The organism is Nitrincola nitratireducens, assembly GCF_000585235.1.
GTDB lineage: Bacteria > Pseudomonadota > Gammaproteobacteria > Pseudomonadales > Balneatricaceae > Nitrincola > Nitrincola alkalisediminis.
In genome coordinates this window covers 54,239-76,544 of sequence record NZ_AONB01000017.1, presented here as the reverse complement: position 1 = coordinate 76,544, position 22,306 = coordinate 54,239, and the positions used below count along the sequence as shown (strand labels likewise).

Annotated in this window: 22 protein-coding genes and 1 pseudogene; 1 reads left to right on the top strand and 22 read right to left on the bottom strand. The window is 45.4% G+C overall.

Going from position 1 to position 22,306, the window contains the following annotated elements; translation table 11 throughout:
- Nucleotides 1-5: 5 nt before the first annotated feature.
- The 14 genes and pseudogenes from glmU to mnmG form a co-directional block, all read right to left on the bottom strand.
- Complete coding sequence (gene glmU, locus D791_RS13870) at nucleotides 6-1,379, bottom strand: bifunctional UDP-N-acetylglucosamine diphosphorylase/glucosamine-1-phosphate N-acetyltransferase GlmU (RefSeq protein WP_036512822.1); 1,374 nt, start codon at nucleotides 1,377-1,379, stop codon at nucleotides 6-8.
- 140 nt (nucleotides 1,380-1,519) lie between these two features.
- Nucleotides 1,520-1,944: pseudogene (locus D791_RS13865) on the bottom strand (F0F1 ATP synthase subunit epsilon).
- A 32-nt stretch (nucleotides 1,945-1,976) separates the two neighbouring features.
- Nucleotides 1,977-3,356: a F0F1 ATP synthase subunit beta gene (gene atpD / locus D791_RS13860; RefSeq protein WP_036512819.1), complete on the bottom strand. Its 1,380-nt coding sequence runs from the start codon at nucleotides 3,354-3,356 to the stop codon at nucleotides 1,977-1,979.
- A 37-nt stretch (nucleotides 3,357-3,393) separates the two neighbouring features.
- The gene (gene atpG, locus D791_RS13855) at nucleotides 3,394-4,260 is read right to left on the bottom strand and encodes a F0F1 ATP synthase subunit gamma (RefSeq protein WP_036512816.1); all 867 of its coding nucleotides are present in this window, start codon (nucleotides 4,258-4,260) and stop codon (nucleotides 3,394-3,396) included.
- Between the two features lie 91 nt (nucleotides 4,261-4,351).
- Nucleotides 4,352-5,896: a F0F1 ATP synthase subunit alpha gene (gene atpA / locus D791_RS13850; protein ID WP_036512813.1), complete on the bottom strand. Its 1,545-nt coding sequence runs from the start codon at nucleotides 5,894-5,896 to the stop codon at nucleotides 4,352-4,354.
- Between the two features lie 16 nt (nucleotides 5,897-5,912).
- Entirely contained in the window at nucleotides 5,913-6,449 is a 537-nt protein-coding gene (locus D791_RS13845; protein ID WP_036512880.1) for a F0F1 ATP synthase subunit delta, read from the bottom strand.
- A gap of 12 nt (nucleotides 6,450-6,461) precedes the next feature.
- Nucleotides 6,462-6,932 carry a F0F1 ATP synthase subunit B gene (locus D791_RS13840; RefSeq protein WP_036512810.1) on the bottom strand — a complete coding sequence of 157 codons (471 nt, stop codon included), beginning with the start codon at nucleotides 6,930-6,932 and terminating at the stop codon, nucleotides 6,462-6,464.
- 76 nt (nucleotides 6,933-7,008) lie between these two features.
- Nucleotides 7,009-7,233 (bottom strand): F0F1 ATP synthase subunit C, encoded by a 225-nt coding sequence (gene atpE / locus D791_RS13835; RefSeq protein ID WP_036512808.1) that lies wholly within the window; start codon nucleotides 7,231-7,233, stop codon nucleotides 7,009-7,011.
- A gap of 77 nt (nucleotides 7,234-7,310) precedes the next feature.
- Nucleotides 7,311-8,135, bottom strand: coding sequence for a F0F1 ATP synthase subunit A (atpB, locus tag D791_RS13830; RefSeq protein WP_036512805.1), 825 nt, complete (start codon nucleotides 8,133-8,135; stop codon nucleotides 7,311-7,313).
- 16 nt (nucleotides 8,136-8,151) lie between these two features.
- Nucleotides 8,152-8,601, bottom strand: coding sequence for an ATP synthase subunit I (locus D791_RS13825; protein WP_036512802.1), 450 nt, complete (start codon nucleotides 8,599-8,601; stop codon nucleotides 8,152-8,154).
- Nucleotides 8,602-8,721: 120 nt separating this feature from the next.
- On the bottom strand, nucleotides 8,722-9,642 hold the full coding sequence (locus D791_RS13820) for a ParB/RepB/Spo0J family partition protein (protein ID WP_036512798.1): 921 nt from the start codon (nucleotides 9,640-9,642) through the stop codon (nucleotides 8,722-8,724).
- Nucleotides 9,642-10,457: a ParA family protein gene (locus D791_RS13815; RefSeq protein ID WP_036512795.1), complete on the bottom strand. Its 816-nt coding sequence runs from the start codon at nucleotides 10,455-10,457 to the stop codon at nucleotides 9,642-9,644. Before D791_RS13815 ends, D791_RS13820 begins: the two co-directional genes overlap by 1 nt.
- 2 nt (nucleotides 10,458-10,459) lie before the next feature.
- Nucleotides 10,460-11,083, bottom strand: coding sequence for a 16S rRNA (guanine(527)-N(7))-methyltransferase RsmG (rsmG, locus tag D791_RS13810; RefSeq protein ID WP_036512793.1), 624 nt, complete (start codon nucleotides 11,081-11,083; stop codon nucleotides 10,460-10,462).
- Complete coding sequence (gene mnmG, locus D791_RS13805) at nucleotides 11,080-12,978, bottom strand: tRNA uridine-5-carboxymethylaminomethyl(34) synthesis enzyme MnmG (protein WP_036512877.1); 1,899 nt, start codon at nucleotides 12,976-12,978, stop codon at nucleotides 11,080-11,082. The genes rsmG and mnmG overlap by 4 nt, the downstream gene beginning before the upstream one ends.
- 654 nt (nucleotides 12,979-13,632) lie before the next feature.
- Here mnmG and D791_RS21515 point away from each other — a divergent pair.
- Nucleotides 13,633-13,767, top strand: a complete 135-nt coding sequence (locus D791_RS21515; protein ID WP_272944849.1) for a hypothetical protein — start codon at nucleotides 13,633-13,635, stop codon at nucleotides 13,765-13,767.
- Between the two features lie 33 nt (nucleotides 13,768-13,800).
- Here D791_RS21515 and D791_RS13800 read toward each other — a convergent pair whose 3' ends face one another.
- The 8 genes from D791_RS13800 to D791_RS13775 form a co-directional block, all read right to left on the bottom strand.
- Nucleotides 13,801-14,358 (bottom strand): carboxymuconolactone decarboxylase family protein, encoded by a 558-nt coding sequence (locus D791_RS13800; protein ID WP_036512790.1) that lies wholly within the window; start codon nucleotides 14,356-14,358, stop codon nucleotides 13,801-13,803.
- A gap of 12 nt (nucleotides 14,359-14,370) precedes the next feature.
- Complete coding sequence (locus D791_RS13795) at nucleotides 14,371-15,699, bottom strand: aspartate aminotransferase family protein (RefSeq protein WP_036512788.1); 1,329 nt, start codon at nucleotides 15,697-15,699, stop codon at nucleotides 14,371-14,373.
- Between the two features lie 112 nt (nucleotides 15,700-15,811).
- Nucleotides 15,812-17,335, bottom strand: a complete 1,524-nt coding sequence (locus D791_RS13790) for a cryptochrome/photolyase family protein (RefSeq protein WP_036512785.1) — start codon at nucleotides 17,333-17,335, stop codon at nucleotides 15,812-15,814.
- Nucleotides 17,307-17,492, bottom strand: a complete 186-nt coding sequence (locus tag D791_RS19745; protein WP_081763879.1) for a DUF2256 domain-containing protein — start codon at nucleotides 17,490-17,492, stop codon at nucleotides 17,307-17,309. The genes D791_RS13790 and D791_RS19745 overlap by 29 nt, the downstream gene beginning before the upstream one ends.
- A 1-nt stretch (nucleotide 17,493) precedes the next feature.
- Entirely contained in the window at nucleotides 17,494-18,156 is a 663-nt protein-coding gene (locus D791_RS19140) for an FAD-binding domain-containing protein (protein WP_157682377.1), read from the bottom strand.
- Complete coding sequence (locus tag D791_RS19135; protein ID WP_051514541.1) at nucleotides 18,096-18,962, bottom strand: deoxyribodipyrimidine photo-lyase; 867 nt, start codon at nucleotides 18,960-18,962, stop codon at nucleotides 18,096-18,098. The genes D791_RS19140 and D791_RS19135 overlap by 61 nt, the downstream gene beginning before the upstream one ends.
- A 298-nt stretch (nucleotides 18,963-19,260) precedes the next feature.
- Nucleotides 19,261-20,172, bottom strand: coding sequence for a DMT family transporter (locus D791_RS13780; protein ID WP_036512782.1), 912 nt, complete (start codon nucleotides 20,170-20,172; stop codon nucleotides 19,261-19,263).
- Nucleotides 20,173-20,315: 143 nt separating this feature from the next.
- Entirely contained in the window at nucleotides 20,316-22,130 is a 1,815-nt protein-coding gene (locus D791_RS13775; protein WP_036512779.1) for an NAD(P)/FAD-dependent oxidoreductase, read from the bottom strand.
- Nucleotides 22,131-22,306: the final 176 nt, after the last annotated feature.

Sequence of the window (22,306 nt, the reverse complement as noted above, 5' to 3'; positions counted from 1 at the left end):
GCTCCTTAAGATTGACGCTTCTGCGGTCGTTTCCAACCGATAATATTACGTTGTTGGCCCCGCGCGATGGCAAGTTGGCCTTCTTCAACGGTTTTGGTAATTACAGATCCTGCAGCTATCGTGGCATTGGCAGAGATATCCACAGGTGCAACCAAGGCTGTGTTTGAGCCGACAAAGACGTTGTCACCAATTTTGGTTGTCGACTTATTCACACCGTCGTAGTTGCAGGTAATGGTTCCTGCACCTATATTCACCGATTCTCCAATAATAGCATCACCAATGTAACTCAGATGGTTTACTTTGCTGCCCTGCCCTAAGACGGCTTTTTTAGTTTCGACAAAATTACCAATCTTGGTGGCCTTACCCAGCTGAGTGCCAGGCCTAATGCGTGCAAAGGGGCCAAGATGCGCGTGCTCACCGATTTCTGCACCGTCTATATGGGTATTGGCTTCAATCACCGTATGTTTACCAATGCGTGAATTACGTATCATGCAGTTAGGGCCAATGCTGACCTGTTCGGCAATCTCAACGTCACCTTCAAATACACAGTTAATATCTATAAAGATATCGGTGCCTGTGGATAAATTACCTCTTAGATCAAAGCGGCTCGGATCTGCAAGCGTCACGCCAGACGCCATCAAGGCCTCTGCGAGTTGTTGTTGATACCAACGTTCAAGCTGAGCCAATTGCGAACGTGTATTCACGCCTTGTACTTCTTGTTCGTACTGAGGTTGTATCGCTGCAATCGGTACACCATCTGCAGCCGCCATTGCGATAATATCCGTTAGGTAGTATTCACCTTGAGCATTTTCAGACGACAATAAGGGTAACCATTTCCGTAGATATCGCACATGGACGGCTAAGATGCCAGTATTGACCTCTTCTACCTGTAACTCTTCTGGCGTGGCATCTTTTTGTTCAACAATCGCAACGACTTCATTGTTATGATTGCGAAGAATTCGACCGTATCCCGTTGGATCATCTAAAGTAACAGTTAACAGAGCCAATTGCCCTTTGTTTGCTTCGGTAATCAGTGATGTAAACACCGTGTTTGGGGTTAAAGGCACATCACCATAGAGAATCAACACGATGGAGTCTTCCGCACAGTTGGGTAGAGCTTGGGCTACGGCATGGCCTGTACCTAACTGCTGAGCTTGTACGGCAAGCTTTACGTCTGCTGCGCTATCGCGAATGGCGGATTCAACCTGATCGGCACCATGCCCGATGACAAGGTGAAGCTGACTATCGGTTATGTGTGAAGCACTGTCAATTACATGGAATAGTAAAGGTTTTCCAGCCAAGGGATGGAGGACTTTAGGTAGGGCAGATTTCATTCGGCTTCCTTGACCTGCCGCTAAAATAACGATGTCTGTTTTCATCCATTTTTCTCCTGACGGGATAATCGCAAAGGGATATTTTACACCGATATGCGACTCTTGACTCCCTAGAGCATTTTTAAGCATAAAAAAAAGCAGCCCGAAAGCTGCTTTTCTTGTACCGGTAGTCAGTCGCTATAGACTTACTTACCCAATTTTTTCTTAATCTGCTGTAAAGTACGCAATTGCGCAGCCGCTTCAGCCAATTGAGTAGCAGCACGTGAGTACTGGAACTCGCCAGACTTATCAGAAATGGCATGCTGAGCATGTTTCTGAGCTTCCATTGCTGCAGCTTCGTCAAGATCCTGCGCGTGTAGGGCTGTATCAGCCAACACCGTTATCTTGAAAGGCTGTATTTCAATAAAGCCACCAGAGACATAAAAAATGTCCTGCTCACCGCCTTCTTTACGCAGTTCGATCGGGCCTGGTTTCAGTTCCGTTAATAGCGGAGTGTGACCGGGCATAATACCCAAGTCACCCAGCTTCCTGTTACTGAAACGAACTCGACTTTGCCTCTGAAGATTTCTTCTTCAGCACTTACGATTTCGCATTCAACAGTTACAGCCATGTTGATTACCTCTTAAAAGGTTCCGCCAGAACTTACTTCATGCTCTTGGCTTTTTCAATCGCTTCTTCGATGCCGCCTACCATGTAGAAAGCTTGCTCAGGCATATGGTCGTATTCACCTTCCAAAATACCTTTAAAGCTGCTGATGGTGTCTTTTAGTGGCACGTACTTACCAGGAGAACCGGTAAATACCTCGGCCACGAAGAATGGCTGAGATAAGAAACGCTGAATTTTACGTGCACGAGATACAACTTGCTTATCTTCATCAGAAAGCTCGTCCATACCCAAAATGGCAATGATGTCTTTCAGCTCTTTATAACGCTGAAGAACACCCTGTACATTACGTGCAACATCGTAGTGTTCTTGACCAATCACTAAAGGATCCAGCTGACGTGAAGTTGAATCCAATGGATCAACCGCAGGGTAGATACCTAACTCAGCAATTTGACGTGACAATACAACGGTCGCATCCAAGTGAGAGAAGGTGGTCGCTGGAGATGGGTCAGTCAAGTCATCCGCAGGTACGTATACCGCTTGGATAGAGGTGATAGAGCCCACTTTAGTTGAGGTAATACGCTCTTGCAGTACACCCATTTCTTCTGCCAGTGTAGGCTGATAACCTACCGCAGATGGCATACGACCTAAAAGCGCAGATACTTCAGTACCGGCCAAGGTGTAACGGTAGATGTTGTCAACGAACAACAGTACGTCACGACCTTCGTCACGGAATTTTTCAGCCATGGTCAAACCTGTTAGCGCAACACGCAAACGGTTTCCTGGTGGCTCGTTCATCTGACCGTATACGAGAGATACTTTATCCAATACGTTGGATTCTTTCATCTCGTAGTAGAAGTCGTTACCCTCACGAGTACGCTCACCCACACCCGCGAACACAGAGAAACCTGAGTGCTCGATCGCGATGTTACGGATCAATTCCATCATGTTAACGGTTTTACCTACACCCGCACCACCGAACAGACCGACTTTACCACCCTTAGCGAATGGACAAACAAGGTCAATAACCTTGATACCGGTTTCTAACAGCTCGTTAGAAGCTGCTTGATCAGCGTAGGAAGGTGCTTTACGGTGAATAGGCATACGCTCTTCTTCACCGATTGGGCCCGCTTCATCAATTGGGTTACCCAAAACATCCATGATGCGACCTAGGGTTGCTGTACCTACAGGTACAGAAATTGGCGCACCTGAATTGACGACGTCAAGACCACGGCTTACACCTTCGGTTTGACCCATCGCAATGGCTCTGACTACACCGTCGCCCAGCTGCTGCTGAACTTCAAGAGTCAGACCGGTTTTCGTGACGCTTAACGCGTCATAAACCTTCGGTATAGAGTCACGTGGAAACTCCACGTCGACAACCGCACCGATAATCTGAACAATACGTCCGCTACTCATGTCCGGATCCTCTTAACTTTTAAACCTGTGAACTGCATTAAACAGCTGCCGCACCACTCACGATTTCAGAAATTTCTTGGGTAATCGCTGCCTGACGAGCTTTGTTGTAAACCATCTTCAACTCATCAATCAGGTCACCGGCATTATCTGTTGCATTCTTCATCGCTAGCATACGTGCTGCTTGCTCACAGGCGATATTTTCAATAACTGCTTGATAAACAACCGACTCTATATAGCGAATGAAAAGCGCCTCAAGCAGCTCTTTTGCATCTGGCTCATACAGATAATCCCAACTACGGTTCAGTTGTTCATTTCCGTTATCGTCTGCCCGCGCTGGAAGAACTTGTTCGACGACGGGTTGTTGTGTCATCGTGTTAACAAATTCATTCGATACTATGAAGATCTTGTCAATTTTTCCTTCTTCAAAGGCGTTGAGCATCACTTTTACAGATCCAATCAGATCTGCAAGTTCAGGTGAGTCGCCTAAATGACCTTTGGCAGCAATAACATTGCCCCCATAGTTTTTGAAGAAAGTAATGGCTTTGTTGCCCAGTGCACAGATGTCGATTTCGACTTTCTGCTCATGGAACTCTTTCATAGCAATAACAGCTTTCTTGAACACGTTTACGTTCAAGCCGCCACACAAACCACGATCAGACGAAACGACGATAAAACCAACGCGTTTCACTTCACGCTCTTGCATGTAAAGGTGGTTATATTCAGGATTTGCTTTGGCAACGTGCTGAATAACACCTTTGATGCCTAGGGCATACGGGCGGGAGGATCGCATACGATCTTGGGCTTTGCGCATTTTAGACGCAGCCACCATTTCCATGGCACTGGTAATTTTGCGCGTACTACCAATACTCGCAATCTGTGTCTTAATTTCTTTTCCGACTGCCATAGTTCCGCCTCTATTCCTCACTCAGTGTAGGGTCTGTAAACCTTGGTTTACAGACCGCATTACTTCGTTGCAAGTTACTTCAACAAAGTGCTTACCAAGTTTGGGTAGATTTGAACTTCTCAATCCCTGCCTTGAACTTAGCAGCAATCTCGTCGTTATAGTCGCCGGACTGATTGATTGACTTCATCAGATCAGCAAATTCGCTGTTGAAGAAAGCAATCAAAGCTGTTTCAAATGCACCGATTTTGTTCAAATCAACGTCTTTTAGATAGCCTTCGTTCGCTGCGAACAAGCTAAGACCCATTTCTGCAACAGACATAGGTGAGTACTGCGCTTGTTTCATTAACTCGGTTACGCGCTGACCATGCTCAAGCTGAGCACGTGTCGCATCATCCAAGTCAGATGCAAACTGAGCGAATGCCGCCAATTCACGGTACTGCGCTAATGCCAGACGTACACCACCACCTAATTTCTTGATGATCTTAGTCTGAGCAGCACCACCTACACGGGATACGGACAAACCTGCGTTGATCGCAGGACGAACACCCGAGTTGAACAGGTCTGATTCAAGGAATATCTGACCATCCGTAATCGAAATTACGTTGGTTGGAACGAAGGCAGACACGTCACCGCCTTGAGTTTCGATAATCGGCAACGCCGTTAACGAACCTGTCTTACCTTTCACTTCACCCTTGGTAAAGTTTTCAACATAATCTGCGTTAACACGAGCAGCACGCTCAAGTAGACGAGAGTGAAGATAGAATACGTCACCTGGGTATGCTTCACGTCCGGGTGGACGACGTAGCAACAAGGAAATCTGACGATATGCCCAAGCTTGTTTGGTTAAGTCATCATAGATGATCAACGCATCTTCACCACGGTCACGGAAGTATTCGCCCATAGAGCAGCCAGCATAAGGAGCCAAGAACAGCATTGACGCTGGATCTGAAGCACCTGCAGCTACAACAATGGTGTGATCCATTGCACCGTGCTCTTCGAGCTTGCGCACTACGTTGGAGATAGTCGATTGCTTTTGACCTATCGCAACATAGATACACTTAACACCGGTTCCTTTCTGGTTGATAATCGCATCGATCGCAATTGCTGATTTACCAACTTGGCGGTCACCGATAATCAGCTCACGCTGACCACGACCCACCGGAACCATCGCATCGATTGCTTTCAAACCTGTTTGAACAGGCTGATCAACCGATTTACGGGAAATTACACCCGGTGCTACTTTTTCAACGGCGTCGGTCAGTTTTGTCTCGATCGGTCCTTTCGCGTCGATTGGGTTACCCAATGCGTCAACGACACGACCTAAGAGTTCAGGTCCAACCGGAACTTCTAAAATACGACCTGTGCAGCGAGCAGTCATGCCCTCTACCAGACCTTGATAGTCACCCAGTACGACGGCACCTACAGAGTCACGCTCTAGGTTTAACGCCATACCGTAGATACCACCTGGGAACTCGATCATTTCGCCGTACATTACATCGGCTAGACCGTGAATCAGGATGATACCATCAGATACACTTACGATTGTGCCCTCATTACGGGCTTCAGAAGACACATCAAGTTTTTCGATGCGCTTCTTGAGAATCTCGCTGATCTCAGATGGATTCAGTTGCTGCATTGTTATTCCCCGTTACTCAGGAATTCATCGCTTCGGCTAGTTTTGCCAATTTGGCACGAACAGAACCGTCGATCACAAGGTCATTAGCGCGAATAATAACACCGCCGATAATTGATTTATCAGTTGTTGATGTTACTTTAATTTCACGCCCCAGCTTAGTACGTAAAGCCTGAGCTAATTTTTCAACCAATTCGGCGTCCAAATCGTAGGCAGTGACCATGTCAATCTCGATGGATTTTTCATGGTTTGCTTTCAATTCATTGAATTGATTTGAAATCTCGGGAAGCAAAGCCAAGCGGCGATTTTGTGACAAGAGTGTCAGAAAATTTTTGCCTGCTTCGTTAACTTGTTTACCGCATACTGCGATTAACAAGTCTGCTTTTTGCTCCACGCTCAGTGAAGGTGTACCCAGTACACGCTTCATTTCACTGTCATTCACTACAGCCGCAGCCAATGACAGCATTTTTGACCATTGATCGACTTCGCCCTTTTCCAGCGCAAAATCGAACGCTGCTTTTGTGTAAGGCCGAGCGATAGTGTTGAGTTCAGCCATCATAAACCTCGCTTAAAGCTCAGCTGCCAGTTTCTCAACTAGCTTGGCATGTGCTTTTTGGTCAACAGAGGCTTCCAATATCTTTTCAGCCCCAGCAAGAGCCAGAACGCCAACCTGTGCACGTAAAGCTTCTTTCGCACGGTTAACTTCCTGGGTGAGCTCAGCATCAGCTGCCGCTTTTACGCGAGCCGCTTCTTCACGAGCCTTCTCTTTGGCTTCTTCGATGATCAGGTTCGCGCGCTTGTTGGCCTGTTCAATGATGGCAGCAGCTTGCTCCTTACCTTCACGTAGATTGTCAGCCGCTTTTTCTTGAGCAAGCTTCAGATCACGTTCAGCACGGTCAGCTGCATCCAAACCTTCGGCAATCTTCTTTTTGCGCTCTGCCATGGCGGTCGTAATCGGCGGCCATACATACTTCATGCAGAAAACAACAAAAATGGCGAATGCTATGGCCTGACCAATGATGGTGAGATTTATATTCACGCCATTACCCCTCGCGATTGATTAATAAGGTTCATACCCCTTTGGGTAAGCCCCAAGGCTATAAAAAAACCGGTTATTAACCTGCGAAAAGCATGTACAGTGCCATACCTACACCGATCATTGGGATAGCGTCAACAAGACCTACCACAATGAAGAACTGGCTACGTAGTAAAGGAACCAATTCTGGCTGACGAGCAGCACCTTCAAGGAATTTTCCACCCAGCAAACTTACGCCCAAAGCACCAGCAAGTGCAGAAAGACCCAGAAGCAGAGCAACAGCGATAAACAGCAGTTCAGCCATTTTTTTTCTCCAACATTTTTAAGGTTAAAGTTAATTTTACAAAAAAACTATTTTCATTGCAGATCACTAATCAATGATTAGTGATCATGCTCATCATGGGCCATCGCCATATAAACGATTGTTAACACCATGAAGATAAATGCCTGCAGCACAATTACCAGGATATGGAAAATTGCCCAAGGCACAGACAGCACCCACTGTACCCAGAAAGGCAGAAGTGCGATCAGGATAAAGATAATTTCACCAGCATACATGTTTCCGAATAGACGCAAGCCTAGCGAAACAGGTTTAGCTAATAAGTTAACCAGCTCAAGGAACAGGTTAAAGGGAATAAAGTACTTACCCAATGGCATCAAGGACAGCTCAGCGGCAAAACCTTTGACACCTTTAACTTTGATACTGTAGTAAACGATCAGGAAGAACACACTGAAGCTCATGCCCAACGTCGCGTTAATGTCGGTTGTTGGTACGATTTTCCAGTAAGGAATACCCATTTCACCTGCGATGAAAGGAATAAAATCCACTGGTATGAGTTTCAAAAGGTTCATCAAAAATATCCAAACGAATACTGTCAACGCCAGAGGCGCTATCGTTGGATTATTGTGATGGAATATACTCTTGACGTTATCCTGAACAAACTCTATGACCACTTCAACGAAGTTTTGTAGATTGTTCGGAACACCAACCACCACGCTGTCCGCCACCTTTTTGAAAAGCCATATAAAAAATAGGCCCGTCAGGATGGAAAAGAACATGGTATCGACATTGATCGCCCAGAATCCCATTTCCGCAGCTTTCTCACCGCCGGCAAAAGACCATCCTTCAACAGGATGCTTACCGAATGTGAGATTGCTGAGGTGATGGGCAATATATTCTGAGGATGTAGGGTTTTCGCTTGCCATTCTCAGTTACTCTCAGTCAACGTTTCAGAAATCGATTATTGATTTTAAACTGCAGATACCAACCGGATATCTGCATCAATATAAACGTTACAAATAAGGAAAGAGGGTTCAGCGGCTCTACCAACATAAAGGTAAGGCTAAACAACGCAATGGCCAAGACCATCTTTCCAAATTGGCTCATATAGACATTGGCTAATATTTCCTTTGCCGTATGAGCGTTATTCTTAAACTGCACCTTCAACGTAAAGTAAGCCGTCGGTATGAGGTACAACATGCCGCCGATGAATGCCGAGTAGGCGGCTACAAAATCTTTAAATATCAGTGCTAAGGATAAGGCCGAGGTTATAAAAACCTGTATTAACAACACCTTAGCAAAGGCTTGCGCGACTACTTTTCCCTGTGAGCCCTGGACTCTGGATCTCACCCCCGCAAGGTTAAGACCACTCTCTTCAGGTTTTTCTAACATCAGATTATCGCAACTTTAACTTAGTCGGGGGATTATATGGGTTTAAACGCCATGACTCAACAGCTATAGAGTTTCTCTAGCACTAAGGTCTTAACGTTTACAACTATTTTCCCCCATATTTCAGGTATTCGCCTGCAATTGCGCGATAATTTGCTCCAGTTGCTCAGCTGAAGCATAACTAATACTGATTTTTCCTTTTCCTTGGGCATTTTCGGTAATCTTAACCGGTGTCGAAAAGTACCGAGATAAGCTTCCAGATAAGTTTTGCAGGCTCTCATCGACTTTTTTGGCTTTTACAACGGGTGCTAAGGGTTCACCTGCACTGAGTTTTTTCACCAGTTGTTCGGTTTCTCTCACCGAAAGGTTGTTGTGTATCACCTGCTCAGCCGCTGAAATCTGTAGCTCATCTTCTAAGGCCAACAATGCACGAGCATGACCCATTTCAATGTCACCATGCTCAAGACGCTTTTTAACAGCATCCGTTAAATTCATCAGACGCAATAAGTTACTGATGGCCGAACGTGATTTACCCACGGCATCGGCGACCTGCTGTTGCGTCAGTTCAAACTCTGTTTGCAAACGATGCAGTGCAATGGCTTCTTCCATTGGATTTAAATTTTCACGTTGCAGGTTCTCAATGAGCGCCATAGCACTGGCGGCTTCATCACCGACATCTCGAACCAGTACAGGAATGCTTTGCAAGCCAGCTAACTGAGCGGCTCTCCAGCGACGCTCTCCGGCAATGATTTCGTAGTGTCCATCTTCAATCGCTCGAACGACGATCGGCTGCATGATTCCCTGAGTTTTAATGGAGGCCGCCAGCTCTTCAAGCGCTTGAGGTTCTATATCTCGCCGCGGTTGATAACGCCCACGCTGTATGGTCCCCAAGGGTAAATGCTTGAGCTCGCCATCAACACTCTGGCGAGTATCGGCTTGTAACTCTTCTTTAGTTTTAGAAACAGGCACCGCAACGGCTTCATCACCTATGCCCGCCAAAAGAGCATCTAAACCGCGACCCAGTCCCCGCTTTTTCACTACCATTATGCAATTTCCTGACTTTCTGACTCTTCTTGAAGTTGTGCAAGCGCTTCGGCTTCGGTCCGTCGAATTAACTCACCAGCAAGGGCTAAGTATGCCAGAGCGCCTCGCGAGTTTTTATCATACTGTAAAACAGGAAGACCATGACTTGGCGCTTCGGCCAATCGGACATTACGCGGAATAACGGTTCGATACACCTTATCGCCAAAATACTCGACCAGATGCACGGATACATCTTTGGTTAAGCTCATGCGCGGGTCAAACATCGTTCTCAATATCCCTTCAATGCGCAATTCGGGATTGAGACGCTTGTTAATTTTCTCAATGGTACCGATCAAAGCACTGATTCCTTCCAACGCATAGTATTCACACTGCATAGGAATGAGCACACCCGAGGACGCTGACAATGCATTTACCGTCAATAAATTTAACGAGGGTGGATTATCCAACAGAATAAAATCATATTCCTCTTGAACATCGGTAAGCGCCATTCGCAAGCGAAACTCTCGACGCGGTAACTGCAGTAACTCCACCTCAGCGGCGGTTAAGTCACCATTGGCTCCGATAACATCGAAACCGCCTGGAAGCCCGGAAATAATGCACTCTTTTGCAGAACTGTCCCCTGTGAGTAACTCATAGGATGAGTGTTCAATTTGATGTTTATCCACACCACTGCCCATGGTTGCGTTGCCTTGCGGATCCAAATCAATCAACAAGACTCGTTTTTTTACCGCAACTAAGCAGGCCGCCAGATTCACGCAGGTGGTTGTTTTCCCCACGCCACCTTTCTGATTGGTGATGGTTAAGATTTTAGCCACGATTACGCTCTCCCTAAAATCAACAAGTGTCGCTCTGCATCATTGTCCGGTAACCCTAAACGATGGCTTTCTCTAAGCGTAAAGGTGTTCGGTATTTCGCTGAGTTCACCTTCTGGAAATTGGCCTTTCATCGCCAAAAAGACGCCTTGCTCAGTCGCTAAGTGTCCGGTCCATACCAACATGTCCCGTAAAGATGCAAACGCACGAGAAATCACCATGTCGAAGGCCGGTGCATCGAGTTTTTCAACGCGACTGTGAATAACGTCAAGATTGCTTAACCCCAACTCCATTTTAACCTGCTGTTGAAAACGTGTTTTTTTGCCATTACTGTCTAACGTCGTAACCTGTAGTTCCGGTAAGCAGATGGCCAGGGGGATGCCTGGCAATCCTGGACCACTGCCAACGTCAATCAGACGTTCGCCCTTGAGATACGGCAAGACACTCAAGCTGTCAATCAAGTGCCGGCTCACCATTTCGTTAGGATCACGGATGGCCGTCAAATTATAGGCTTTGTTCCATTTGACCAATAGAGACAGGTAAGCCATTAACTGTTCGGCGTGTTTGTCTGAAATAGACAATCCCAGTGCCTTGCTTTGTTGAAGCAGTAAAGACTTTAACTCCGTCATTCACTGACCGCCTGCAGTTGTTTTTCAGACATTTTTCGCTTTTTCAGATAAATCAACAATAAGGATATCGCGGCAGGCGTCATACCTTGAATGCGCGATGCATGCGCAATACTGACGGGCCTCACCGAGCTTAATTTCGTTCTAAGTTCATTCGAAAGCCCACTGACCTGCTGGTAATCCAGATCATCGGGCAGTTGTGTATGCTCTTGACGTCGCAGGTGTTCAATTTCCTCCGACTGCCGATCAATATAACCTGCGTATTTAAATTGAACCTCAACTTGTTCCGCAACTGCGATATCTTCAACGGCCTGCCCTTTGAGATTGGCAACATCTTGATACGTCAATTCAGGACGTTTGATAAGATCGGCGAGATTGTACTCTCGTGCCAAGGGATGATTCAACTTAGTATTGAGTTGTTCAGCTTCAGGCGTTGACGGTTGTATCCAAGTGGACAGCATTCGTTGCTTTTCAAGTTCAATCGCTTCACGCTTGCGTTCAAAATGCTGCCAACGTTCATCACTGACCAAGCCCAATTCACGTCCCTTTTCAGTTAAGCGCATATCCGCATTGTCTTCACGCAGAATCAGGCGGTATTCCGCACGGCTGGTAAACATCCGATAGGGTTCTGATGTTCCGTGAGTAATGAGATCGTCAACCAAAACACCAATATAGGCCTCATCTCGGCGCGGATACCATGTCTCTTTTTCTTGCGCCATTAGCGCCGCATTCATGCCTGCCAATAAACCCTGAGCGCCCGCTTCTTCATATCCAGTTGTCCCGTTGATCTGGCCTGCAAAGAACAAACCGGAAACAAAGCGAGTTTCCAAGCTGTGTTTTAAATCTTGCGGATTAAAGAAATCGTATTCGATCGCATAGCCTGGACGCGTAATATGCGCTTGTTCAAATCCGCGTATTGAGCGAACCAAATCGAGCTGAACATCAAATGGCAGACTGGTTGAAATCCCATTTGGATACAGTTCGTGTGTTGTTAACCCTTCCGGTTCAACAAAGATTTGGTGGTGATCTTTATCGGCAAAACGATGGATTTTGTCTTCTATGGATGGGCAGTAACGCGGACCAATGCCTTCAATAACACCGCTGTACATGGGTGATCGATCCAATCCACCGCGAATAATATCGTGCGTTTTTAAATTCGTATGGGTGATGTAGCAGTTGACCTGTTCCGGGTGATCGCTTAATTGACCCATATAGGACATGACAGGCGTAGGTGTGTCACCGGGTTGAACCTGCATCACTGAAAAATCAACGCTGCGCGCATCAATTCGTGGCGGAGTGCCTGTTTTTAGACGTTCGACCCTAAACGGCATTTCTCTTAAACGCTGAGCTAAACGCACGGATGGAGGATCACCTGCGCGACCGCCTTGGTAGTTTTCCAAGCCGATGTGTATGACCCCCCCCAGAAAAGTACCCGCGGTTAACACCACAGATCGTGCTTTAAAACGTATTCCGCTTTGTGTAATTGCACCTTTGACCTGACCATTTTCAATGACCAAATCATCAACTGCTTGCTGAAAAATAGACAAGTTCGTTTGATTTTCAAGAATGTGGCGTATGGCCGCTTTGTATAAAATTCGGTCCGCTTGTGCACGTGTTGCTCTGACGGCTGGACCTTTACGAGCGTTTAGAATTCGAAATTGTATTCCGCCCTTATCCGTTGCACGCGCCATTGCACCATCGAATGCATCAATTTCTTTGACCAAATGACTCTTCCCAATCCCACCAATCGCTGGATTACAGGACATTTGGCCCAGTGTTTCAATGTTATGAGTCAGCAATAACGTTTTTACGCCCATTCTAGCCGAGGCTAGTGCCGCTTCTGTACCGGCATGACCGCCACCTACGACTATCACATCAAAGTGGTCAGGATAATCCACCATCAGGTTTCACCCATTAAATAAAAGAACAACAAACAAGACAATTTCGATGGGCTAAGTATAACGCTCTATGCACAGATAAGAAATGCTCAAAAAATGATCAAATTTTTACAAAGCGATTTACTAAAATAAAAACTAATCTTTTAAAAGATAGTTTTATAGTGGTGATTGTTATTAAAGACGACCGTTTCTGTTAACAAACTTAATAGTTAACTAAAAATCATGTACTTATCATACCTGCTAACGTGTGGTTATGCACAGTTAATTCGGGTCTTCTGCCTGTTCATCGATTGTGGATAAAAGGGCTGGTTATTCACAACTGAAGTTATCAACAGATTCATACCGTTTTTACCCTCTCTAGTTATACATATTGTACACAGAAAAATGTGGATAGTTTTAACCCCCTATTTTTCTGTGAATAAGGTGTGATTTATGTGCATAAAAACGCTAGGGTAAATTCTAAATTATTATTAAAATCAATTAATTGATTTTATAGCACTCTCTGTTGATAACTTTGTGAAAAAAATTTTAAATTATTTTCATCATGATCTGAATAAAGGGGTTTTGGCTGAAAAAATGAGGATTTTTAGGACAAAATTCAGTGTTTCGCATGCATAAAAAACACATTAACCCTGAAAAAAATTGAGAAGAGCTGTGGATGAATGGAGTGACGAGGGACTAAACAAGGGGGATAAGAGGATTATTGACGAACAGCCTGTCAGACTTAGCGCCGATCGACTGGATATCACCCAGGTTCCTGCATCCATGCTGGTGTGCGTAACCGTCTGACAGGCCGTTAAGGCCAAGTATAAAGGCCGAAATTTAAGGCTCAATGAAGGGCAGTGGTTGCCCTGTTTCTCGATCAACAGCAAATACGTTCAGTGTCATGGCCACTAAAGCGTAGTAACCGAGTATACCGACAAGCTCGACCAAGGCACTTTCGCCAAACTGAGCAAGGGCTTGATCGTACAAACCTTGATTGACCCGTTTCGTTTCGTAGAGTGTCTTGGTTAGTTGATAAACAAGGCTTTGAGCTTCATTTTCAAACTCAGGCACTTGTTCAAGACGTATAGCTTCTATGACTGACGGTGATAGCCCAGCTTCCAACGCAATCGGTTCGTGAATTTGCCATTCGGCTTGAGATTTCCATAACGATGCCGTTGTTAAGATGGCTAACTCACTGAGTAGCAGTGGAAGTTGCGTGTGATAACGGCAAAAGGCACCCAGTTTTTGGGCATGATTGGCCAACTCAGGACTGTGAATCCAAGCAAGGAACGGGCCGTCCAGATTTTTTCGTGGGCCTTTTAAAATATCCTCCAAAACCAGCTGCTGAGGTTTTGTCATTTCATCGTAGTGTAAATGGCTCAATCTTGATTTCATATGACACCTCCGTTAAGACACTTTGAGTGCATGATCAATGGCAACACTGAGTTTTGTGACCAGCTCATCAATGTGTTCTTCATTAAAAATAAAAGGCGGTGCTAATAAAATATGATCGCCATCTCGACCATTGATAGTGCCGCCCATTGGATAGCACATCAGGCCTTGATTCATGGCGGCTTTCTTAATCTTGGCATGCAATTTAAGGCCGCTATCAAAAGGCGCTTTTGTCTCTCGGTCTTTGACCAGCTCCAATCCTCTAAACAGACCCTTGCCACGGATATCACCAATATGAGGATGATCTTTAAATTGGTGAAGGAGTGCTTGCTGGAGCTGTGTGCCCATTGCCTCAACATTGCTGAGCAGTTGGGCATCTTCTATCTTATGTTGCACGGCCAAGGCGGCTGCACAGGCTGTTGCGTGTCCAATATAGGTATGACCGTGTTGAAAAAAACCCGAGCCTGATTTCAAGGTGTTAATAATGTCATCACTGACCAGCGTTGCGCCAATCGGCTGATAACCCGCGCCTAAACCTTTGGCTATGCACAGTAAGTCAGGAACCAGATTTTCTTGTGCACTGGCGAATAATGCACCAGTACGGCCCATTCCGCACATGACTTCGTCGGCAATGAGTAATACGCCGTATTTTTCACAAACGGCTTTCATTTTTTCAAAATAACGGCCAACGGCAGGTACGGCACCCAGCGTAGCACCCACAACAGGCTCGGCGATAAATGCCATGACTTGGTCGGCGCCCAGTTCAAGAATTTTATCCTCTAACTCATCGACCAAACGCGTGACAAATGCGTCATCACTTTCGTGCTCCAGTTTCTCGCGGTAGGCATAGCATGGGCTAAGGTGATGAATATTAATGAGTAAGGGTTCAAATTGTTGTCGACGCCAAAGATTGCCACCGGTTGCTAACGCGCCCAGTGTATTGCCATGGTAGCTTTGTCGACGTGCAATAATATGTTTACGTTGTGGCTCTCCCTTTTCAACATAGTATTGACGTGCCAGTTTTAATGCCGCTTCAACGGCTTCTGACCCTCCGGAGACAAAGTAAACTGAATTGAGATGACCCGGAGCGCGTTTGGCTAAAAACTCAGCAAGGGCTTCCATCGGCTCAGTGGTAAAAAATGAGCTATGGGCATAGGCCAGTTGGCTGACTTGTTGTTGAATGGCTTGAATCACATCAGGATCGCTGTGACCAAGGCACGAAACAGCCGCTCCACCACAGGCATCTAAGTAACGTTTATTGTCAGCATCAATAATATACACACCGTCTCCTTTAACCGCGACTGGATAGTCTTGGAGTAAACTGCGGTGCAACACATGGCTCATGAGTCATTCCTATTTTTCATTCAAGGGGCATATTTGAGACGAATCTAATTGAGATTTCATCAATGTGAAATCTCAGTATAAGGCAGTTTCCGATGAATTAAAGATCTAAACACTAAAGATCGTTTAGATGGTGTAAGTAATCGTCCGCTGTTTTCAGAATAGCGGTTTGTTGCTCTTTGGATTGTTTTTCCCAGGCTTTATAGGCCAAGCTCATGCGCGGATTTTTACGAAAGCGCTCTTCATGCCGTGTTAAAAAGTGCCAATAAAGACTGTTAAAGGGACAGCTCTTGTCGCCAAACTTGCTTTTCACATCATAGTGACAGGATTTGCAATAATGCCCCATTTTATGAATGTAATTGCCAGACGCAGCGTAAGGCTTGCTCGCGATAATACCTCCATCTGCATATTGACTCATGCCACGTGTATTGGGCATTTCGACCCACTCGATTGCATCAATATAGATGCCTAAATACCATTGATCCATTTGATCAGGATGAATGCCTGCGAGCAATCCGAAGTTGCCAGTGATCATTAGGCGCTGGATATGGTGGGCGTATGCCTGCGCTAAGGACTGTTTAATCGCATGGCTGACACAGGCCATTTTCGTATTGCCTGTCCAGAAAAAGTCTGGAAGATTCCGATTGGCATTTAAACTGTTTAGCTGTGCATAATCGGGCATATGTTGCCAATATAAGGCTCTGACAAATTCACGCCATCCTAGAATTTGACGAATAAAGCCTTCGACCTGAGCCAGGTCTATCTCCTCTGGATGTTCTTTCCAATAGCTTTCCACACAACGAATGATATCCAATGGATGCAACATTTTGGTGTTCAGCGCGAAGGACAAGCGACTGTGATAAAGGCTCCAACCCCTTGATGTCATTGCATCCTGATAGTGCCCGAATTCGGGAAGACAATGACACAGAAAAAAATTAAGCAATTCTCTCGCTTCTGTGCGAGTGGTTGGCCAAATAAACTGTGTAGCATCAACGGTCCCTAACGTGGCGATTTGATGACGCTCGATCATCGCGAGGAGATCCCTGACATCTTTTGCAAAGCACAGAGGCTCTGGAATGACTTTGGACTCTGGAAGTTTTTTTCGATTTTCCGTATCGAAATTCCAACGTTCACCCAAGGGATTTCCTTGGTCATCAAGCAGAACTCTGTAGTGTTTTCTCAGTGCTCGATAAAAAAACTCCATACGTGACATTGGGTAGGTTTGCCAAGCGTCACGTGGTGTCAAAAAGTGTTCCGTATCAACCATAATGGTTGGAATGTTTAGATTCTCACACCACTCCCTTAGCTGTTTATCTAGGCGGTATTCATCCGGTGCTTGGTAGTGAAACTCATCAATATCATACTCTTCTATTAATATGTTCAGCTGATCAGTCAGTGAGCAATCCGCTGGTGCATCATCAAGAGTTATATAAATGACTTGATGTCCGGCTGCCTCTAAGGCCTGAGCAAAAGCACGCATGGCAGCAAAAAAGCCTAAGAGTTTTTGTATGTGGTGCCTTACGTACTTAGCTTCTTGATGCAGCTCTAACATAACAAAATAGGTGCTGTTATCTCGGGCTTTATACCAAGAATGCTTAGCATTGAGTTGATCACCTAAAATAAGCTTGAGTCGTTTCATGTGAATCCTCTTTAGGTGCATGGGGTTTGCGTTTAGTTCGGCAGGCATGGCTGCAATAGGTAACCGATTCCCAGTTTTTTTCCCATTTTTTGCGCCAGCTAAACGGACGTTGACAGACGGGGCACATTTTCTCGGGTAAATGAGGTTTTTTATGCATTTTACTCAACTTGATTCTTTAACAATTTAGGGATATTTGCCTGAACCTTTGGATGTTTTTTCCATGCCCATAGACGCTGGCGTGCTTCAGCTCCCGTCTCTTCATGGTTAAAGATACGTTGTGGATAACCTACTTGATCTGGGGCCGGATAAAAGTGTTTTTCCATCTCCGTTAATAACCAAGGATGATGAATTAACGGAATAGGCAAATGGGCGACTTCGGGTACAAAACGTCGGATGAAGGCCGCATCTGGGTCTTGATCCAGTGACTGCTGCAAAGGATTGTAGATTCTGAGGGTGTTGTAGCCTGTTAACCCGACTTGCATTTGAATCTGTGGATAATGTATTCCAGGGTCGAAATCTAAAAAACAGCGTGCAAGATGCTCTGCAACCTCTTTCCAATCCAGTTGTAAGTGATGGCACGCAACACTGACCAGCATTGCACGCATCCTAAAATTCAAATAGCCGGTTGTTAATAAGGCTCTCATACAGGCATCTACCATTGGGTAGCCGGTTTCACCTTTCGACCAGGCCTGATATCGCTGTGCATAACTTGCTGATTGATTCATTTTCTGAGTATTGAGTAGTTCAACATACCCTGAATTCAGTGGCTTAAATTCAGTGAGAGAGTTGGATTCAAACTTTTGAATGAAATGGCAATGCAACGTAATCGTGAATAGAACGCGCGTGTTGAACGATCTGCTTCAGACATGGATTTGAGTTGTTGGACAACATAGCGGATGGATAGATTGCCATAAGCTAGATAGGCTGAGAGTCGCGAAGCATTTGTAATACTGAGCATGGGTTTGCTGATACTTTTTGAGTAAGACGCAAGCTTCGAGTTTAAAAATTCATACAACCGATCTAAAGCGGCCAGCTCTCCGCCTTTTTGGACGTTTTCGTTGGTTTTGAGCCAAGCTTTGGGAAGTGCGCGACATCTTAATGCTTGCAGAGGATGGTCCTCTGAGAGTTGAATCGATGCAACCTTGTTAAGATGAACGGGAGCGATGGGGTCTTTGAGATAGCGATCCGCAAATTTTTTCCATCCTTTTCGCCCGTTTTGCCCTCTTCTTACGGCCACTTGTGGATATTCTATCCAAGGAATGTTGAGTTCTTTGCACAGGTGTTGAACACGTGTATCTCGTTGATAGGTAGACTCTAATCCAATTTCTTCGTGGCTAAATAGGCTGTTGATAAAAAATGATTGTTGAAAGGCCATAAGAAGATCAGGCATATCGCACCAGAATACGTAGAGTTGATGGCCTAACTGTTTAAGTTGTGTGGATAAACAACTCAAGCTTTGCACAATAAACACTTGGTGGCGGTTACTGATGTGAGGATCTGTAAGTAATGTGGGTTCGAAGGTGTAGAAAATACATAAAGGGTGCTCTGATGAGCAGGCTTCAGAGAGTGGTTTGTGATCAAGTAGACGAAGATCTCGTTTTAGCCATACTAAGTTGATTGTTTGCACCGTCGATCCTAAATCAGATTTCCCCGTCGCTATTAACGAAAAAACAACACTTCTGGATCTATTTCAGCAAACATTCAACTTATACACATACTTACCAACAATTCTTGACTACTGACCCTTTCTGTTTGTGATTAAAAAATATCAAGGATTAAAAGTAAAAACATAATATATTGAAATATATAATAAAAAATACATTTAATCCTGTTGATAAGTCTGTTAGCTAACTGTATATCTTCTTGAATAAGCCTTTGTATCAATGGATAAATCCAAGTATTTAACAGGCCAACTGTGCGTAAGGTTATTCAATCGTTTTTACAGGTGTTGATGGTTTTCTCGATGTTGATATTTGTTGGATCAGTAAGGCCGCAATGATTAACACCAAGCCGACAAGTGTGGCAGGATATATCGCTTCTCCAACTATAAATTTTAATAAAATCAATGATATAAAAGGTGATATGAAAATTAGATTTGAAATTTTCGCTGTGTTTTCTGCGTATTTCATTGCCATCAACCAAAAAAAGAAGGCAATGCCCATTTCGAAGATGCCAATGTAAATGGCCCCTGCCCAACCCTGCCATGCCGACATTGAAAACCCAGGACCTATCGCAGTTGCAGCCAAGACAATTGGAAGTGCCAGTAAGAAACTTAAGGCAAGGCTTGCCAGTGAATCCCCCTGATTACGTGTGTTGAGAATCCAGTAACTTGCCCAAATCAAGGTGGACAGCAATGCCAGTGAAACGCCGAGCGGACTTTCGAAGTGTAAGCCGAGGAGATCGCCCTTGGTGGCAATGACTAAGGCACCTAAATAGCCCAAGCCAATGGCAATCCAATCCTGACGTCGAATACTTTGTCCCAAAAAAGGCACGGCCAGCAAGGTTAGGCTAATTGCCCAAGTGTAGTTGAGCGTTTGTGCTTGTTGCGCCGGCAGTAAGTCGTAAGCCTGAAATAAAATAAGGTAATAGAGTGCGGGGTTAAGCGCCCCCATTAGTAAGTAAAAATAAGGCCGTTCACGGAAGAGCGTTTTCAACAAGCCGAGCTTACCCTGATAGCCAAGTAATAGGATCAGCAGCACCGCTGAGCTTAAGGTCGCAACAAGCAGCAATTGAGCGGGCGCAAAATAATTCAGTGAGAGCTTAAACGCAGTGGCGACGGTTGACCAACACGCAACAGCGGCCAGTGCAAACATGAGTGCGGTTTTTTGATTTTTCATCGAATTGAGAGTTCATGGCAAATGATTAAGCTTTATAGAGTACCTTAAGCCTGCGTAATGACGGATGATTTTTGATTTTTTTTTGTAAAAAATGGACTAAAAGTCGAGCAACTACAATGCAGAGTTGCTCAACAGGTGCGTGTTTAATTCAGATGGTAAACAGGCTCCATGCCATAAACAGGCGTATCGATTCCTTCCATACGTGCTTTTATCTGCAGTGAAAGGTACTGTGAGTAGTGACGAGATTGATGGAGGTTTCCACCATGGAACCACAGCGCTTCTTGGTGCGTGGGTTTCCACATATTGCGCAGTTCACCTTCCCAGGGACCTGGATCTTTCGCGGTGTTGGAGCCCATCCCCCAGCATTTTCCGACTTTATCGGCCACTTCTTGCGAGATAATCTTTGCCGCCCATCCGTTCATCGAGCCAAAGCCCGTTGCATAGACAATTAAGTCGGCGTCTAGCTCAGTGCCATCGGTTAGCACCACGGATTTGGGGTTGATACGTTCGATTGAGACACCCGATTTTAATTTTATATCGCCGTTGGCCACTAAGTCCGATGCCCCTACATCAATGTAATAGCCTGAACCACGGCGTAGGTATTTCATAAACAGACCTGAACCATCTTCACCAAAATCGAGCATAAATCCAGCATCGGTTAAGCGCTGGTAAAACTCTGCATCCTTTTCTGCAACCGCTTCATACGCTGGAATGTGAAACTGCGGCATAATTTCAAAGGGAATGGAGGCAAAGGTGAGGTCTGCTTTGTAGGTCGTCATCCCATTTTCAACCGCCTCCTCTGAATAAAGCCCCCCTAACACCAGCTCCATTAGCGAATCCGATTTGATGATATGAGTCGAAGAACGTTGAATCATGGTGACATCGGCATCGTTTTCCCAAAGCGCACAGCAGATATCGTGAGCTGAGTTGTTGGCACCAAGAACTATGCATTTTTTCCCTTTGTAAGCCTCGCCACCGGGATGTTGACTGGAGTGATGTTGCTCCCCTTCAAAACTGTCCATGCCCGGTATGTTGGGGATATTTGGAATGCCCGACATACCTGTTGCTAAAACCAGTTGTTTGGGGTGAAGCGTCAGTTTTTCACCGTCTCGATCAACTTCTACCGTCCATTCTTGTCTTTCCTCATCGAATTTTGCTTGGGTGCAGCGTGTGGAGCCCCAGTAATTCAATTCCATGACTTTGGTGTACATTTCCAACCAATCACCGATTTTGTCTTTTGGAGTAAAGACAGGCCAGTTTTCAGGAAAAGGGATATACGGCATGTGGTCATACCAAATGGGATCGTGCAGCGAGAGAGATTTGTAGCGATTGCGCCAGGTATCGCCGGGCTTCGGCAATGCATCAATAATAATGGTCGGGACATCAAGCTGGCGAAGCCGAGCGCCTAAGCCGATACCACCTTGACCACCCCCTATGATTAGACAGTAAGGTTGCTCGCTATAGCCAAGTGTTGCCTCTTCATGCTGACGTTTTTCTAACCAGGTTTGGCGACTCTTACTCGCGCCATGTTCTGCACCTTTCGGGCGTAATTTATTGCGTTTTTCTGGGTAGTCTTTTAACTCAACCATGGTGGTTAAAAATGTCCATGCAAGGCCATTGCGCAATCGTAGATAGCCTCGCCCTTTTGCCACTTTTGTTTCAAAGGAGATCCAGGCTTCAACGACTCCATTGGCTTCGGTTGCATCTTCTTCCAGACGCCAATTGCTTGGAGCGGCTGTTGCTTGGGTTGCCACAATCATGTCACGGATGGCGGCTCGGCCTGAGAGTGTTTTAATATTCCAAGTAAACGCGACTAGGTCTCGCCAATGCCCCTCTTCTTCAAATAATTGAGCGGCTTCGGTCGGTGTGTTAGAGCTTAGGGCTGTGGATAATTTTTCGATCCACGCGGCAGCCGCAAGTGTTGGTTCATGGGTTGGGGTGAGTGAGGTATGTGTCATAAATCTCTCCAGTGCAGACTATTGTTTTTGTAACTGCGTTAACACCAACGTTTGCGCTTAGATCAGGTGTTCCTGAGCAATGTTGATAAGAGAGATAGAGCAGCAAGCGTGCCAGAGTCTATGTACGGTGTGGAATTTAATTGTATCTATATGATTTATATTGAAATAAAAACCAC